The 16,132-nt window shown below is 62.5% G+C and carries 11 protein-coding genes and 2 pseudogenes; 8 read left to right on the forward strand and 5 right to left on the reverse strand.

Features of this window, described 5'->3' with window-relative positions; translation table 11 throughout:
* Window positions 1-108: 108 nt before the first annotated feature.
* A pseudogene (locus ACQB61_RS00810) lies at window positions 109-1,538 on the reverse strand (glutamate synthase subunit beta).
* A 123-nt stretch (window positions 1,539-1,661) separates the two neighbouring features.
* Window positions 1,662-6,398: a glutamate synthase large subunit gene (gene gltB / locus ACQB61_RS00815; protein WP_430511097.1), complete on the reverse strand. Its 4,737-nt coding sequence runs from the start codon at window positions 6,396-6,398 to the stop codon at window positions 1,662-1,664.
* A 647-nt stretch (window positions 6,399-7,045) separates the two neighbouring features.
* On the opposite strand from gltB, the gene ACQB61_RS00820 reads away from it, so the two are divergent.
* The 6 genes from ACQB61_RS00820 (at window position 7,046) to ACQB61_RS00845 (ending at window position 11,534) form a co-directional block, all read left to right on the forward strand.
* Window positions 7,046-7,345: a BufA1 family periplasmic bufferin-type metallophore gene (locus tag ACQB61_RS00820; RefSeq protein WP_430511098.1), complete on the forward strand. Its 300-nt coding sequence runs from the start codon at window positions 7,046-7,048 to the stop codon at window positions 7,343-7,345.
* 78 nt (window positions 7,346-7,423) lie between these two features.
* Window positions 7,424-8,323 (forward strand): MNIO family bufferin maturase, encoded by a 900-nt coding sequence (gene bufB, locus ACQB61_RS00825; protein WP_430514254.1) that lies wholly within the window; start codon window positions 7,424-7,426, stop codon window positions 8,321-8,323.
* Window positions 8,316-9,098 carry an HvfC/BufC family peptide modification chaperone gene (locus tag ACQB61_RS00830; RefSeq protein ID WP_430511099.1) on the forward strand — a complete coding sequence of 261 codons (783 nt, stop codon included), beginning with the start codon at window positions 8,316-8,318 and terminating at the stop codon, window positions 9,096-9,098. The genes bufB and ACQB61_RS00830 overlap by 8 nt, the downstream gene beginning before the upstream one ends.
* A 117-nt stretch (window positions 9,099-9,215) precedes the next feature.
* Entirely contained in the window at window positions 9,216-9,791 is a 576-nt protein-coding gene (locus tag ACQB61_RS00835; RefSeq protein WP_430511100.1) for a hypothetical protein, read from the forward strand.
* Window positions 9,792-9,833: 42 nt separating this feature from the next.
* A complete protein-coding gene (locus ACQB61_RS00840) occupies window positions 9,834-10,889 on the forward strand; it encodes a threonine aldolase family protein (protein WP_430511101.1) in 1,056 nt (351 codons plus the stop codon).
* Window positions 10,890-11,075: 186 nt separating this feature from the next.
* A complete protein-coding gene (locus ACQB61_RS00845; RefSeq protein ID WP_430511102.1) occupies window positions 11,076-11,534 on the forward strand; it encodes a hypothetical protein in 459 nt (152 codons plus the stop codon).
* A 183-nt stretch (window positions 11,535-11,717) separates the two neighbouring features.
* Here ACQB61_RS00845 and ACQB61_RS00850 read toward each other — a convergent pair whose 3' ends face one another.
* On the reverse strand, window positions 11,718-12,167 hold the full coding sequence (locus ACQB61_RS00850; protein ID WP_430511103.1) for an Hsp20 family protein: 450 nt from the start codon (window positions 12,165-12,167) through the stop codon (window positions 11,718-11,720).
* 280 nt (window positions 12,168-12,447) lie between these two features.
* Between ACQB61_RS00850 and ACQB61_RS00855 the strand changes: the two genes are divergently transcribed.
* A complete protein-coding gene (locus ACQB61_RS00855) occupies window positions 12,448-12,840 on the forward strand; it encodes a hypothetical protein (RefSeq protein WP_430511104.1) in 393 nt (130 codons plus the stop codon).
* 145 nt (window positions 12,841-12,985) lie between these two features.
* On the forward strand, window positions 12,986-13,924 hold the full coding sequence (locus ACQB61_RS00860) for an alpha/beta fold hydrolase (protein WP_430511105.1): 939 nt from the start codon (window positions 12,986-12,988) through the stop codon (window positions 13,922-13,924).
* Between the two features lie 18 nt (window positions 13,925-13,942).
* On the opposite strand, the gene hisN is transcribed toward ACQB61_RS00860, so the two are convergent.
* Together hisN and ACQB61_RS00870 are read right to left on the reverse strand one after the other, a co-directional pair.
* Entirely contained in the window at window positions 13,943-14,737 is a 795-nt protein-coding gene (hisN, locus tag ACQB61_RS00865) for a histidinol-phosphatase (protein WP_430511106.1), read from the reverse strand.
* A 338-nt stretch (window positions 14,738-15,075) separates the two neighbouring features.
* Window positions 15,076-15,977: pseudogene (locus ACQB61_RS00870) on the reverse strand (N-formylglutamate amidohydrolase).
* Window positions 15,978-16,132: the final 155 nt, after the last annotated feature.

Raw genomic sequence — 16,132 nt, forward strand, 5'->3', positions numbered from 1 at the left:
TTTCAAGGCGTGATGCGTCAGCATCATACGCCTTCGTATAGGCCATGCCCCAAAACAAAAGGAGCGGCCCGGGGGCCGCTCCTGAGGATCGTGTTTTCCGTCTGCCGTTCAACGGGGCAGGTTGGACGAGCCGGTGAGGAATTCGTCTACGGCGCGGGCGGCCTGGCGGCCTTCGCGGATGGCCCAGACGACCAGTGACTGGCCGCGGCGCACGTCGCCGGCGGCAAAGACGTTGGCATAGCTCGTCTTGTAGTCCTCGGTGTTGGCCTTCACGTTGGTGCGGCCATCCAGCTCCAGCTTGCCGTCCAGCTCGGCAATGAAGGTGTCGAGGCGCGGGCCGGAGAAGCCGATGGCAGCCATCACCAGATCAGCGCGCAGGATGAACTCCGTGCCGGGGATCGGCTTGCGCTTCTCGTCCACGCGGGCGCACTTGACGCCAACGATGTGCCCGTCTTCGCCCACAAGGCCGAGGGTTGCGGCGGAGAATTCACGCTCGGCGCCTTCGGCCTGCGAAGAAGACGTGCGGAACTTCGTCGGCCAGTATGGCCACACGGTCAGCTTGTCTTCCTTCAGCGGCGGGATCGGGCGAATGTCAAGCTGGGTGACCGACAGGGCACCCTGACGGAAGGCCGTGCCGACGCAGTCAGAGGCGGTGTCGCCGCCGCCGATGACGACCACATGCTTGCCCGCAGCCCAGATCGGCGCCTCGCCCGACACATCCTCGCCGCCGACGCGGCGGTTCTGCTGGACCAGATAGTCCATCGCCCAGTGGCAGCCTTCCAGCTCCATGCCGGAGACGCCCGGATCACGCGGACGCTCGGCACCGGCGCAGATGATCACGGCATCATGGCGCTCGGACAGCTCTTCCATGGTGACGGTGACACCGACGTTGACGCCATAATGGAAGGTGACGCCTTCTTCTTCCAGCTGCTTGACGCGCAGGTCGATGTGGCGCTTCTCCATCTTGAAGTCCGGGATGCCATAGCGCAGCAGGCCGCCGGCCTTGGGTTCGCGCTCGTAGACATGCACCGTGTGCCCGGCGCGGGCCAGCTGCTGGGCAGCGGCCATGCCTGCCGGGCCACCGCCGATGATGGCAACGGTCTTGCCAGTCTTGGTGGCGGAGGGCTCGGCGCGAATCCAGCCTTCCTTCCAGCCCTTGTCGGCAATGGCCTGCTCAACCGTCTTGATGTTGACCGGCGCATCCTCGAGGTTCAGCGTGCAGGCTTCCTCGCACGGGGCGGGGCAGACGCGGCCGGTGAACTCCGGGAAGTTGTTGGTCGAATGCAGGTTGCGCAGGGCCAGTTCCCAGTCGCCCTGATAGACCAGATCGTTCCAGTCCGGGATCTGGTTGTGGACCGGGCAGCCGGTGGGGCCGTGGCAATAGGGGATGCCGCAATCCATGCAGCGGGCCGCCTGACGCTCAACTTCGCCCTGGTTCAGCGGCAGGGTGAACTCGCGGAAATGGCGGATGCGGTCTGATGCCGGCTGGTACTTCTGCTCCTGCCGGTCGATTTCCAAAATCCGGTGACCTTGCCCAAGGTGACCTCCTCAAAACTCGTTTCATCCTCAGCCGCCTCAACCTGATCTCCGGGAGGCGGCTCTGTTGCCGGGTGGTGCCGGCCCTCAGCGTTTGCCGCGAGGGCCGGGCGCAGGTGGCGGGCTTATTCCGCCGCCACCATGCCGAGCCGTTTCTCTTCCATCTCGCGCAAGGCCCGGCGGTACTCGACGGGCATCACCTTGACGAATTTCGGCCTGTACACATCCCAGGCATCCAGGATCGCCTGAGCCTTGGAGGAACCTGTGTTGGCCACATGGTTGGACAGGAGCTGGCGCAGGCGCTCGTCGTCGTGGCGGGTCATGTCGCCCGTCACGTCCACGCGGCCCTTGTGCTCGATGTCACCGCCATGGTGGTGCAGCTTCTCCAGCAGATCGTCTTCCTCGGCCACCGGCTCGATGTCGACCATGGCAAGGTTGCAGCGCGAGGAGAAGGTGCCGTCTTCGTCCAGCACATAGGCGATACCGCCCGACATGCCGGCAGCGAAGTTGCGCCCGGTCTGGCCGATGACGACGACGATGCCGCCGGTCATGTATTCGCAGCCGTGGTCGCCGACGCCCTCGACGACCGCAATCGCACCGGAGTTGCGCACGGCGAAACGCTCGCCTGCAACACCACGGAAGTAGCACTCACCCTCGGTCGCACCGTAGAGCACGGTGTTGCCGACGATGATGGACTCTTCCGGCACAATCCGCGCCTTGTCCGAGGGGCGCACGATGATCTTGCCGCCCGACAGGCCCTTGCCGACGTAGTCGTTGGCATCGCCCCGCAGTTCCATCGTGATACCACGTGCGAGGAACGCGCCGAAGGCCTGACCGGCAGTGCCCTTCAGGTTGATCTTCAGCGTATCCGCCGCAAGGCCCTTGTGGCCGTAGCGCTTGGCCACTTCGCCCGAGAGCATGGCACCGGCAGACCGGTCGACCGAGCAAATGGTCTCCTCGACGATGGTCGGCGTCTTGTCTTCCAGCGCCGGACGGGAAGCCGCGATGAGGCGGCGGTCCAGAATATCCGTGATCGGATGCTCCTGGCGCTGGGTCCAGCGGGTTTCTTCGGGAGCTGCCTCCGGCTGGAAGAAGATACGGCCGAAGTCGAGGCCCTTCGCCTTCCAGTGGTCGATGGCGGTTTCCTTGTCGAGGAAGTCCGAGCGGCCGATGATCTCGTTGAGGTCGGCAACGCCGAGAGAGGCCATCAGCTCGCGCAGCTCTTCTGCGACGAAGAAGAAGTAGTTGATCACATGCTCCGGCGTGCCCTTGAAGCGCTTGCGCAGCACCGGGTCCTGGGTGGCAATGCCAACCGGGCAGGTGTTGAGGTGGCACTTGCGCATCATCAGGCAGCCTGCGGCGATCAGCGGCGCAGTGGCAAAGCCGAACTCGTCCGCACCCAGAAGGGCACCGATGAGCACGTCACGGCCGGTCTTCAGACCGCCGTCCACCTGCAGCGCCACGCGGGAGCGCAGGCCGTTGAGCACCAGCGTCTGCTGGGTTTCGGCCAGGCCGATTTCCCAGGGGCTGCCGGCGTGCTTGATCGAGGTCAGCGGCGAAGCGCCGGTACCGCCGTCATAACCGGAGACCGTGATGTGGTCGGCGCGGGCCTTGGCAACGCCTGCGGCCACGGTGCCCACACCCACTTCCGACACCAGCTTCACGGAGATGTCGGCTTGCGGGTTCACGTTCTTCAGGTCGTAGATCAGCTGCGCCAGATCTTCGATCGAGTAGATGTCATGGTGCGGCGGGGGCGAAATCAGGCCCACGCCCGGTGTCGAGTGACGCACCTTGGCGATGACCGCGTCCACCTTGTGGCCCGGCAGCTGGCCGCCTTCACCGGGCTTTGCGCCCTGTGCCACCTTGATCTGCAGCATGTCGGCGTTGACCAGATATTCGGTGGTGACACCGAAACGGCCGGACGCGATCTGCTTGATGGCGGAACGCTGCGGGTTCATCGAGCCATCCGGCAGCGGCTTGAAGCGCTCGGCTTCCTCGCCGCCTTCACCGGTGTTCGACTTGCCGCCGATCTTGTTCATGGCAATGGCCAGCGACGTATGCGCCTCGCGGCTGATCGAGCCAAAGGACATGGCGCCTGTGACGAAGCGGCGGACGATCTTCTCGGCCGGTTCCACCTCTTCGATGGAGATGGGCTTGCGGCCCAGCTCTTCGGCGCTCTTGATGCGGAACATGCCACGGATGGAGAAGCGGCCGGTTTCCTTGTTGGAAAGCTCGGCAAACTCCCGGTACTTGTCCGGCAGGTTGCCGCGCACGGCGTGCTGCAGGGTGGCGATGGAATCCGGCGTCCACATGTGGCTTTCGCCACGGATGCGGTAGGCATATTCACCGCCCACTTCCAGCGACCGGCGCAGGATGGCGACATCCTCGAAGGCCATCTGGTGGCGCATGACGGTTTCCTGAGCCACTTCGTTCAGGCCGATGCCTTCGATGGTCGTGGCCGTGCCGAAGAAGTACTTCTCGACAAAGGCCGAGGACAGGCCAATGGCGTCGAAGATCTGGGCGCCGCAATAGGACTGGTAGGTCGAGATGCCCATCTTGGACATGACCTTGAGGATGCCCTTGTCGATCGACTTGATGTAGCGGTAGACCACTTCATCGGCATCGACTTCCTCGGGGAAGTCCATCTCGTGGTGCATCGAGAGCAGGGTCTCGAAGGCGAGATACGGGTTGATCGCCTCGGCGCCGTAGCCTGCCAGCACGCAGAAATGATGGATTTCGCGTGCTTCACCCGTCTCCACCACGAGGCCCACGGAAGTGCGCAGGCCCTTGCGGATCAGGTGATGGTGCACGGCAGCGGTGGCCAGCAGCGCCGGAATGGCGATGCGGGCACGGCTGATCAGGCGGTCAGACAGGATGATGATGTTGTCACCGTCCCGCACAGCCTTTTCGGCCCGCTGGCACAGCTCCTCCAGCGCATCTTCCATACCTTCAGCCCCACGGGCTGCGGAATAGGTGATGTCGAGCGTCTTGGCCGAGAAGTGGTTGTCCGCGATATCACCGATGCGGCGGATCTTTTCCAGATCCTCATTGGTGAGGATCGGCTGACGGACTTCCAGGCGCTTGGCGTGCGACAGGCCCTTGAGGTCAAACAGGTTCGGGCGCGGGCCGATGAAGGAGACGAGGCTCATCACAAGCTCTTCGCGGATCGGGTCGATCGGCGGGTTCGTCACCTGCGCGAAGTTCTGCTTGAAGTAGGTGTAAAGCAGCTTCGACTTGTCGGAGAGCGCCGAAATCGGCGTGTCCGTGCCCATGGAACCCACGGCTTCCTGACCAACGGTCGCCATCGGCTGCATCAACAGCTTGATGTCTTCCTGGGTGTAGCCAAAGGCCTGCTGACGGTCGAGCAGGCTTTCACCAGCCACCGGAGCGCGCTCGCGCACGCCCGGCATGTCCTCAAGCACGATCTGCGAGCGGTGCAGCCAGTCCTTGTAGGGGTTGGCGGTTGAAAGCTGGCGCTTGATCTCGTCGTCGGAGACGATGCGGCCCTGTTCCAGGTCGATGAGCAGCATCTTGCCCGGCTGCAGGCGCCACTTGCGGACGATCTTCTCGTCCGGAATCGGCAGCACACCCACTTCCGAAGACATGATGACATAATCATCATCGGTGACGATGTAGCGGGCCGGACGCAGGCCGTTGCGGTCCAGCGTCGCGCCGATCTGGCGGCCATCGGTGAAGGCCACGGCAGCCGGGCCGTCCCACGGCTCCATGATGGCGGCGTGATAGGCGTAGAAGGCGCGGCGGTTCTCGTCCATCAGCGGGTTGCCGGCCCAGGCTTCCGGGATCAGCATCATCGCAGCATGGGCCAGCGAGTAGCCGCCCATGACGAGGAACTCCAGCGCGTTGTCGAAGCAGGCAGTGTCCGACTGGCCTTCGTAGGAGATCGGCCACAGCTTGGTGATGTCGCCGCCGAAGAGCGGCGAGGACACGGAAGCCTGACGGGCGGCCATCCAGTTGACGTTGCCGCGCAGGGTGTTGATCTCGCCGTTATGCGCCACCATGCGGTAGGGGTGGGCGAGATCCCAGGACGGGAACGTGTTGGTGGAGAAGCGCTGGTGCACGAGGGCCAGGGCCGAGGTGAACCGCTCGTCCTTCAGGTCCTTGTAGTAGGCGCCCAGCTGGTACGCCAGGAACATGCCCTTGTAGACCAGCGTGCGGCTGGACATGGAGACCACATAGAAGCCGTGCTTCACCGCGTCGCTCTCTGCGCGCACGACATTCGAGATCACCTTGCGCAGGATGAACAGGCGGCGCTCGAAAGTGGTCTGGTCGATGCCATCGGCCGCGCCAATGAAGAGCTGGCGGGAATAGGGCTCGGTGGCGGCAATGTCCGGCGCCTTGGACAGGGACGAGTTGTCCACCGGCACGTCGCGCCAGCCGAGAACCTTCTGACCTTCAGCAGCGACAACGCGCTCGACGATTTCCACGCACTTGGCGCGCAGCGCCGCGTCCTGCGGCAGGAACAGGAAGCCGACGCCATACTGGCCAGCGTCCGGCAGGCTGACGCCCTGAGCGGATAGCTCCGCCTTGAAGAAGTCATGCGGGATCTGCACGAGCATGCCCGCGCCGTCGCCCATCAGCGGATCGGCGCCAACCGCACCGCGATGGGTGAGGTTTTCAAGGATGTTCAGGCCGTCCGCGACGACCTTGTGCGATTTCTGGCCTTTGAGATGCGCAATGAAGCCGACGCCGCAGGCGTCGTGTTCGCGAGAAGGATTGTAGAGCCCTTTATCTGCCGCCTCGCGCAGACGCGTGGCGATAGTGGTCGCGGTGCGAGCTTTTTCTGCTCCCTCGCGCCCTGCTACGGCCATGGCTGTGCTGGTGGTCAGCTCACTCTTCATCATATGCGCCCTCACTGTAATCCAGTGTTTCCGCAGCCGTACTCAGGTCGCATGCGCGCACCTTTCCCCCTTGGGGGCAAGACACGCAGATCTCCCTCAGCCTGTGCCGCGGCTCTGTCGTAGTTTTAACGCTTCGCTTCCACAAAGCGAACCGTCTTCTGGCGAAAGCAAGCCTCCCGCTTCGCCGGTGATGCCCTGTCTGACTGCTGCACGGGGCCGCAGTACAGTCTGGAGCCTGTCCGCAGGCTCTCGCATGAGGTGCCGGTGTCTGTGGTGCCTCCCCCATATCCGGCGATTGCCGTGGATTGGCCACGGCCCAGCGAGCTGCCTCGGGGCTCGAAAAAGGGACAGTATTCCTGCCCTATTCCGAGCCGGGGGAACATGCCAGATTTCCCCGGGGGGCAAGACCGTTTATAAGGATTAAAATTCATTTTGTTTCGCCATTTGCAGCCTCGAATTCATTTTCGGTACGGGTGGCAACGGAATGAGCAACAAAATTTCACGATTGCCGTTCACACTCCCGGCACTGGCACGTGGCTCTGCCGTCACGGCGCTTTGATTTCCTAGCGTCAGATGATCGGGGCAATATGCCGGGCATCCGGGAAACGGCGCCATCGGGGGAGCCGGGACGGATCAAGTGAGGTAGGAAAATGAGCAAGACCCTTCTTTCTGCGGCAATGGTGGCAGGCGCCGTGGCGGCGGCAGTGGCTGGTGTGACCGTATCGACGGAAGCCGGCGCACAGGCCAAGGAAAAGTGCTACGGCGTGTCGCTCGCCGGCAAGAATGACTGCAAGGCTGGCCCGGGAACGACCTGCGCCGGTACGTCCACGGTCGACTACCAGGGCAATGCCTGGACGCTGGTCCCCGCTGGCACCTGCAAGGATATGAAGCTGCCGGATGGCCGCATGGGCTCGCTGACCGAGCTGGACCGCGATCTGCCGAAGTCCTGAGGCTACGGGACTGGAATGAAGGATCAAGGCTTCCGGCGGTCGCTGCCGGAAGCCGCATTGCGGGGAGCGATTGCCATCATGACAGGGCTGCAGGATACGGCGGACCTCAGTTTCACCCTGCCGCAGCGCGGCGGTGCGGGGCTGAAGCCTGAGCATTACAGCGAAATTCTGTCGCAGAAGCCCGATATCGGCTTCTTCGAGATCCACGCTGAAAACTACATGGGCGCAGGTGGTGCGCCACATCATTATCTGGAGCGTATCCGTGCGGACTATCCCATCTCCTTGCACGGAGTTGGATTGTCGATTGGCGGTGATGGCCCGCTGGATGAAGACCATCTTTCCCGGCTGAAGCATCTTTGCGGGCGCTATGAACCAGCCTCATTCTCCGAGCATCTGGCGTGGTCCAGCCACGATACCGTCTTCCTGAACGATCTCTTGCCTCTGCCCTACACGCAGGCGCGGCTGGATGTGGTCTGTGATCATATTGACCGGGTGCAGGAGGTTCTTGGGCGGCGGATGCTGCTGGAAAATCCCTCCACCTATGTGGCCTTTGCCTCCAGCGAGATGGATGAGTTGAGCTTTTTGTCCGAAATTGTCCGGCGCACGGGCTGCGGGTTGCTGCTCGACGTCAACAATGTTCACGTCTCAGCCATCAACCACAAGCGCGATGCGCGGGACTATCTCGCGGCTTTCCCTGTTGAGCATGTGGGCGAGATTCATCTGGGTGGCCATGCGCCAGACACTGACGACGAGGGTGGGCTGCTGCTGATCGATGCTCACGACCGGGAGGTGGACGAAGCGGTCTGGAGCCTCTTTGCAGATCTCATGGCGCGGACGGGCCCGCTGCCGGTGCTGATCGAGTGGGACAACAACGTTCCATCCTGGCCGGTTCTGCTGGGGCAAGTTCAGGAGGCGGAGCAGATCATGGCCCAACCCCTGCATCTGGCCCTGCCAAAAGGGCTGCGGCGCCATGGCTGAGCAGGCCTCTGTTTCCAGCGCGGCCTTTGCAGCAGCGTTGATGCAGCCGGAATTGCCGGTGCCGGAGGATGTGACCGGCCCGAACGGTGCGCCTGCGCCCAAGCGGTTCGGGGTCTATCGCAACAATGTCATCGTCAGCCTGACCGAGGCGCTGATGGCCACCTATCCGGCGCTGCTGCGTCTGTTGGGGGAAGATTACTTCCGGGCCCTCGCACGGCTCTACGTGAGCGCCGAGCCGCCGTCATCGCCGGTGCTTCTGACATATGGCGGCAGTTTTTCCGAGTTCATCGAAGGCTTTCCGCCGCTGGCAGGCTATCCCTATCTGCCGGATGTGGCCCGGCTGGAATGGGCATGGCTGGAGGCCTATCATGCAGCAGATCAGGCGCCGCTTGAGGCGGCTCTGCTTGCCGCTGTGCCACCGGAGCAGCTTGGCGCCCTGCGCTTCACGCTTCATCCGGCCTGCCGCCTCATTGTCTCGTCATTTCCCGTGATGGATCTGGTCAGGGCAAACCGGTTCGAGATTGAGGCGGGTGTGGAAGTTGATCCGGGGCAGGGGCAGAGTGTACTCCTCACCCGGCCTGGCATTGATGTCGTCCTCTACCCCTTGCAGGCGGTGGGGGATGTGGCTTTTATGACGGCGCTGAAAACTGGCGATAGTCTCGCGGAGGCGGCAGGGAGCGCTCTGGCTGTTGATCCGGCCTTTGATCTTGCCGCCGCCATCGGCTTGTTGCTGCGCAGTGGCGCAATCTCTGAATATCAAATTGACCTTGCGTAAATTTTTTCCGGATGCACTCTAACACTAGGCCCTGCGACGCTGACGCATCACACCTTCAGCATATTCAGACGCCGCAAGTGCTTGGTATGAAACCCGGAACTGTCCGGGAGGGACACAATGTTCGATTTCTTCATCCGCATGTACAATGGCTTTTTCGCTGGGTTGGAGCGGGCTACCCACGGCTGGCTGATCGGCCTTGCCGGGCGCTTTGTCTTCGCCAGCGTCCTGCTGTTTTACTTCTGGAATTCCGCCCTCACCAAGATCGGGCCGGGCGCTCTGGGCTTCCTTCACCCGTCTGATGGCGCCTTTGCGCAGATCTTGCCGTCGATGATGGAAGCGGTGAGCTATGACACCAGCAAGCTCGCTTTCTTTCCCTACCATGTGATCGTCATTGCCGGGACCTGGGCCGAATTCATCCTGCCAGCACTGATCACGGTAGGGCTGTTCACCCGGGCGGCCAGCCTCGGCATGATCGGCTTCATTGCGGTCATGTCCTACGTGGATGTCTACCAGCTCGGCGCAGATGCGACGGCCATTGGCGCGATGTTTGATGGCAATCCTTCGTCGATGATTGCCGATCAGCGTTTGCTCTGGGGCTTCCTGCTGCTGGTGCTGACCATCTACGGGCCGGGCCGGTTCTCCATCGACTGGCTTCTGCGCCGCGCCCTTGCGCGCCGGGCGCGATATTACTGAGACCAGTTGCAAGGCAGCGGCTGCGGCGGATAGTGTGCTTGAATGATATTTGCCAGTGACAATTGGGCCGGTGCCAGCGCACCGGTCGCCGCCGCCCTCTCCCGCCACTCCACCGGGCTTGTTCCGGCCTATGGCGGCGATCCGCTGACACTTTCGGTCAAGGCCCGCTTCAGCGAGCTTTTCGAGTGCAACGTCGAGGTCTTCTTTGTCCCGACCGGCACGGCCGCCAACGCCTTGGCGCTCTCGGCCTACGCGAAGCCCGGCGGGGTGGTCTTTGCCCATGCCACGGCGCATGTGGCCAATGACGAATGCAATGCGCCCGAGTTTCTGACCATGGGCCAGAAGATTCGCGGCCTTCCCGGCGCCAATGGCAAGCTCACGCCTGCCGTCCTGGCAAATGCCATGGCCGAGCATCCGGACGGGGAGCTCAACAGCGGGCAGGTGGCCGGTCTTTCCCTGACCCAGGCAACCGAATGCGGCACCGTTTACACAGCGCAGGAGATTCGTGCTCTGGCCGATGTGGCCAAATCGCGTGGCATGGTCGTGCATATGGACGGCGCCCGCTTTGCCAATGCGCTGATCGCCAGCGGTGGTTCTGCTGCGGATATCACGTGGCGCGCGGGTGTGGATGTTCTGTCCTTCGGCGGCACCAAGAACGGCTGCTGGTGTGCGGAAGCGGTGGTGTTCTTCAATCCGGGCGAGGGCAGCCAGTTCCGTTATCTCAGCAAGCGGGCAGGGCACATTCTGTCGAAGAGCCGATTCGTGGCAGCGCAGTTTGAGGGCTATCTGGAAGATGGCCACTGGCTGGACAATGCCCGCCATGCCAATGCCATGGCCCGCCGTCTTGCCGATGGCCTGGTCCGTTCCGGCTTTGCCCGGCTCGCATGGCCCGTTGAGGCAAATGAGGTCTTCCCGGTGCTGCCCACCCATGTGATCAACCGGCTGAGGGCAGAAGGTGCCGTCATCCGCGAATGGCCGCCTGCCGGTCTTGAAGGCCACACCGCACCGGGCGCCGATGAAGCGCTGCTGCGCCTCGTCTGCTCTTTCGCCACGACCGAAGAGGAAGTCGAGCGCTTTCTGGCACTGGCTGCTGGCTGACAAGCCAGCAGAGCATTTGTTCCGTATCTGGAATGATTTTTCCTTAAGCTTGGGATTCACTCGCAAGTTTGGAATCGTATTCTGCCATTCCGGTTTGGTTTTTCCAGTCTTGTTCTAGCCTCGCAGGTCTTGAACAGTCCGGCGCGAATCTTCCGTTTGATCTGGCCGGCCAGCGGGGATCGTTCCATGAAAATTCATCCAACCGAAGACATGCGTGTCTTGTCGATTGCCCGGCGGCTGCGGATCCCGGGCGTGGGAGCCGCTGCCGCAGAGCTGGCGCCGCTGATTGAAGCTGACTGCAGCCAGTATGGATTTGCCGCTGCCGGTCCCTGGATCTTCATTGCACAGGGCTTGCCGCGTGATGGAAAGACGGAGTTCGACTGGCGTATCTGTCTGCCCGTCTCCGGCGCTGAAGCCTATGACGGGGAACTGGATTTTCTGCATCTGGAGCCGGTCATGGTGGCTTCAGCGGTGCATATGGGGCCGCTGCGAAGCCTCTTTACTCAAGGATACCGTCCGCTGCTGCAGGATATCGAGGCTTCCCGTTACGTTCTTTCAGGGCAGAGCCGGGAAATCTATCATGACTGGCGGGGCGCTGGTGCCAGCTTTGGCCGTATCGAAATCCAGTTTGAACTGGCACGCTGAACGGAAAGCGCCCGGCGTGGCCGGGCGCTTCTGTCCTGTCTCTTCTCTCCGCGCATTGCGGAGCGCTTTGAACGATGGCCTCATACCAAGGCTCTGAGATGCTGACGCATCACGCCTTGAAGATGCTCAAGCGCCGCACGGGCCTAACCAATGCTCGATAAGTCAGCTCATCGAACATTGGCCTCAGTGGGCCTTGGCTTCGATCTGCTTCGGTGCGCCGGCTGCGTTGATCTCGATCTTGCGCGGCTTCATGGCTTCGGGGATTTCGCGCAGGAGATCGATGTGCAGCAAGCCGTTCTCCAGATGGGCGCCTTCCACCTTCACATATTCTGCGAGCTGGAAACGGCGCTCGAAAGCGCGCGAGGCGATGCCGCGGTAGAGCACTTCACCGGCGGTTTCCTCGGACTTCTTCTCACCCTTCACGGTCAGCGCATGTTCCTTGGCCTCGATCGAGAGATCGTCATTGCCGAAACCGGCGACGGCCATGGTGATGCGGTAGGTGTTTTCGCCCGTCCGCTCGATGTTGTAGGGCGGATAGCTCGGGGTGTCGGACGTGGCGCTGTCGAGCATCGAAAGCAGCCGGTCAAAGCCGACGGTGGAGCGGTAAAGCGGGCTGAGATCAAAATGACGCATGTTTCTGTCCTCTTCATGAGCAACTGAATGCATGTTCCGGTGCTCCCCCAATTCTGGCGGGAAACCGGCCGTTCCGCAGGCCCGTCTGGCGCCTGCAGCAATGAGGTGGGGAGGGGCTCCGGCGGTTTCAAGACCCGTTTGTACGTCCTGCCGGTGCAGATGAACGGCGGATGAACAAGGCCTTCCGTTTCGGTTCAAGCGGCAGGGCGCATCTTCCTCTCAACAGGTTGGCACTGAAGAGCAACGCAGCCAGCCACAGACAGGAAGAAAGGAGCATACCATGCTGAAGACCCTCATCTCCGCCACCGTGATTGCCGCCACTGCTGCACTGGCCACCGTTCCGGCACAGGCTGCCTCCGGCTTCTCCATCGAACTGCGCTCCGGCCAGGGCGCCCCAACCGTCCATATTGATGGCCGTGGCGGCGACTGGGGCTGGCACCGCGACCGTGGCCGTCATGGCCGCGATTGGGGCCGCCGGGATGCCCGTCTGTCCCCGCGTGACATCCACCGCAGCCTTCGCCACCGCGGTTTTGAGAACATCGACGTGCGCGGTGCACGCGGTCCGGTCTATGTCGTGTTTGCCACGGGCCGCCGGGGCATGCCGGTCAAGCTGACCGTCAACGCCTATAACGGCAACATCATTGACCGCGAGCGCCTCGGCCGCCGCTGGTAAGCTGCCGTTGTCAAACCTCAAGGGCCCGGAGAGTTCCGCTCTCCGGGCCCTTGGCTTTACGGCATCTTGTCCCAAGACAGTTGAGCTGCTGCGCTGGTCAAGGTAACTCTGGAGCGCCTGCCCCCTTGTGCCCGAGGCTCTCCTGATGACGCTGACCGAAATTCCCGGCAATCCGATCCCTGATGGCGCGGTGGCCGGTTTCATTGAAACGCCGGACCGCGTCAAGCTGCGCTATGCCCGTTTTCCTGCGAAGCCGGGTCAGCTGAAGGGGACTGTGACACTGCTGCAGGGGCGGGCGGAGTTCATCGAGAAATATTTCGAGGTCATCACGGAGTTGCAGGAACGGGGGTTCCATGTGGTGACCTTCGACTGGCGTGGGCAGGGTGGTTCCGATAGCCATCCTGGCTCGTTGAAGCGCGGCAATGTCAGCAGCTTTTCCCGCTATCGTGTCGACCTGGAGACGGTGGTGGGGGGCATTTCGCTCGCCGACTGTCCGGGGCCGCATTATGTGCTGGCTCATTCCACAGGCGGGGCGGTGTTCCTATCGGCAACAGAGCGTCTGCGCACGCAGATCTCCCGAGCCGTGCTTTCGGCGCCTTTCACCGGGCTGAGCGATTTTGGCCGCAAGGAGCGGATGATTTTCCGGCTGGCGCGGCTTTTGGCAATGCTGGGTCTTGCCCTTGCGCCAGTGCCGGGGCGCGGAAACGGCAAGGCCGAGACCTTCGAGACCAATCGCCAGACGAGCGACCTGCGCCGTTTTGAGCGCATGGTGGAGATCGGCAAGGCAAATCCTGCACTGGAAATCGGTCCGCCCACCATTGGCTGGCTGGCGGCTGCCGTGCGCTGCCTGATGTCATTCCGCGAATTGCGGTTTGGCCCGTCCGTGGCTGTGCCGGTGCTGATGATCGCCGCCGGACGGGACCGAATCGTCTCCAGCCGGGCAACGGAAGAGCTGTCCACCCGTATCCGGGCCGCCGGTTTCATCGATATTCCGGGCGCTGAGCACGAGTTGCTGATGGAACAGGACGTCTACAGGCAGCAGTTCTGGGCCGCTTTCGACGCCTTCATCCCCGGAGAGGAATGAAGGCGCAGGCAACAAGGCTCAGTTCTGCGGTACGTCTGCCAGCTGTTTCAGCACGATTTCATGCAGGCGCGGATCGCCGCTGGCGACGATGCGGCCGCCGTTGGCCGGTGAGCTGCCGGTCCAGGTGGTGACAACGCCGCCCGCCCCTTCGATGATGGGGGCAAGGGCCACAATGTCATAGGCCTGCAAACCAGCCTCGATCACCACATCGGCCATGCCGGCGGCCACCATGCAATAGGCGTAGCAATCGGTGCCGTAACGGGCCAGGCGGACCTGTTTCTCGATGTGGTCATAGGCCTGCTTCTCCACCGGCTTGAAAATGCGCGGGCTGGTGGTGAAGAGAACCGCATCAGCAAGGCTGGCGCAGGCGCGGGACTTCAGCTGCTGCGTGCCCAACGGGCCACGATACCAAGCGGACTGGGTGTCGCCGGCATAGACCTCGTTCACATAGGGCTGCACCATCATGCCAAGGCTGGGCTTGCCGTGGGTCGTCAGGCCGATCAGCGTTCCCCAGGTGGGCAGGCCGGTAATGAAGGAGCGGGTGCCATCGATCGGATCCAGCACCCAGACATGCTCCGCATCCGTGCGCTCGCTGCCGAACTCCTCGCCCAGAATGCCGTGCTCCGGATGCCGGGCGTTGATCAGGGCACGCATGGCTTCCTCGCCGCCCCGGTCAGCCACTGTCACGGGATCAAAGCCGCCGCTGAGCTTGTTTTCCACGCTGTGGCTGGTGCGGAAATGCGGGAGGATGGCGGCGCTGGAGGCCTTGGCCAGGTCTTCGAGGAAGGGATAGAGATCATGAGAAATTTGCATGTCAGGTATGCCTTCCTTGCATGTCTTGCCGTTTGAGGCTCGGCCTGCCGCGCAACATACGGATTTTCGCGGAGACTTCCATTTATTTCAGCCACTTAATAAATGCTGCAGTGCCCGCATTTCTAGCCTTCGCTGCGCCATGCCGTCAAAGGGAACCACTTGGAAAAATGCGGGACCTCTTGACGTTTGTGCGCTGCAATGCGAACTTATTGCAGCGCGATACGACGCGTTGCGTTGTAGCGCCGCCCTCCTTGGGCGTTTCCTCCTAGACTCGGGCCGCCTCTTTTGAGTGCGGCCCTTTTTCTGGGCTGTGTCATCCTGCGTTGTCTTGAGGTGCGTTACTCGGCTGCGATCGACCAGGCCGAAAAGGCGCTGTCCGGCATGGCGGTCAGCTCGCGGACAAAGTCCATGAGATCGGCGGCAACGCGGGCGAAATCCGTCCCCCGCTCATGTGTTTCCTCATCCATGTAGAGACCCCGGTTGATTTCCACCTGGAGGGCATGCAGCCCCTTGGCCGGGCGCCCGTAATGCTCGGTGATGAAGCCGCCCGCATAGGGCTTGTTGCGGCTCACCGTATAGCCTTTCGCGCGGAGCAGGTCTGCCGCCATGTCCGTCAGCTCGATAGGGCAGGAGGTGCCATAGCGGTCACCCAGGATGAAGTCGGGCCGGATGCCCGAAGTCTGGCACCTCACGGTGGAGGGCATCGAGTGGCAGTCGATCAGCACCGCATAGCCAAAAGCCACATGCGTTTGCGCCAGAAGCCGCCGCAAGGTGGAGTGATAAGGCTTGTAGATGGCCTCGATCCGCGCCATGCCCTCTTCCACCGTCAAGCGCCGGGCATAGATCTCCTGCGTTTCGCTGACCACGCGGGCAATCGTGCCAAGACCGCCGGCCACCCGCAAGGAACGCACATTGGCATAGGCGGGCAGGCGCCCATCGAACATCTTCGGGTCCAGTTCATAGGGCTCCCGGTTCACATCCAGATAGGCGCGGGGAAATGGGCGCGCAGCAGCGGCGCGCCAATCGGCACCACGCCTGCGAAAAGCTCATCCACAAAGGCATCTTCCGATCTGCGTATTGTCAGCCGGTCGAGCCGGGAGGCGTCGAGAAAACTTTGCGGGTAACAGACGCCGGAATGGGGCGAATTGAACACGAACGGCAGGCGCTGGTCAGCGGGCGCAAGAATCTCGAAGGCTGGTTCAAAGACAGGCTCCGCTCCGAAGCCGGTGATGATGCGCATGGGGCTGACCGCTTTCCGCTCTTCCGGCAGCCTGTATGTGTGCAGGGTTGCCGTTTCCTTATCTTGCCAAGGAATCAACAGCTCTGTCCACAAATGAGAGAAAGCGCGGCGTTCAAGCCCGCTTCACTCTATCTTTACGGCGGATTGGAATTATA

Source organism: Pannonibacter phragmitetus (assembly GCF_050510895.1).
Taxonomy (GTDB): Bacteria; Pseudomonadota; Alphaproteobacteria; order Rhizobiales; family Stappiaceae; genus Pannonibacter; species Pannonibacter phragmitetus_B.

Coding starts and splice junctions, on each gene's coding strand:
- gltB (WP_430511097.1), bottom strand. CDS start 6,398: ATGATGAAGAGTGAGCTGACCACCAGCACAGCCATGGCCGTAGCAGGG.
- ACQB61_RS00820 (WP_430511098.1), top strand. CDS start 7,046: ATGAGCAAGACCCTTCTTTCTGCGGCAATGGTGGCAGGCGCCGTGGCG.
- bufB (WP_430514254.1), top strand. CDS start 7,424: ATGACAGGGCTGCAGGATACGGCGGACCTCAGTTTCACCCTGCCGCAG.
- ACQB61_RS00830 (WP_430511099.1), top strand. CDS start 8,316: ATGGCTGAGCAGGCCTCTGTTTCCAGCGCGGCCTTTGCAGCAGCGTTG.
- ACQB61_RS00835 (WP_430511100.1), top strand. CDS start 9,216: ATGTTCGATTTCTTCATCCGCATGTACAATGGCTTTTTCGCTGGGTTG.
- ACQB61_RS00840 (WP_430511101.1), top strand. CDS start 9,834: ATGATATTTGCCAGTGACAATTGGGCCGGTGCCAGCGCACCGGTCGCC.
- ACQB61_RS00845 (WP_430511102.1), top strand. CDS start 11,076: ATGAAAATTCATCCAACCGAAGACATGCGTGTCTTGTCGATTGCCCGG.
- ACQB61_RS00850 (WP_430511103.1), bottom strand. CDS start 12,167: ATGCGTCATTTTGATCTCAGCCCGCTTTACCGCTCCACCGTCGGCTTT.
- ACQB61_RS00855 (WP_430511104.1), top strand. CDS start 12,448: ATGCTGAAGACCCTCATCTCCGCCACCGTGATTGCCGCCACTGCTGCA.
- ACQB61_RS00860 (WP_430511105.1), top strand. CDS start 12,986: ATGACGCTGACCGAAATTCCCGGCAATCCGATCCCTGATGGCGCGGTG.
- hisN (WP_430511106.1), bottom strand. CDS start 14,737: ATGCAAATTTCTCATGATCTCTATCCCTTCCTCGAAGACCTGGCCAAG.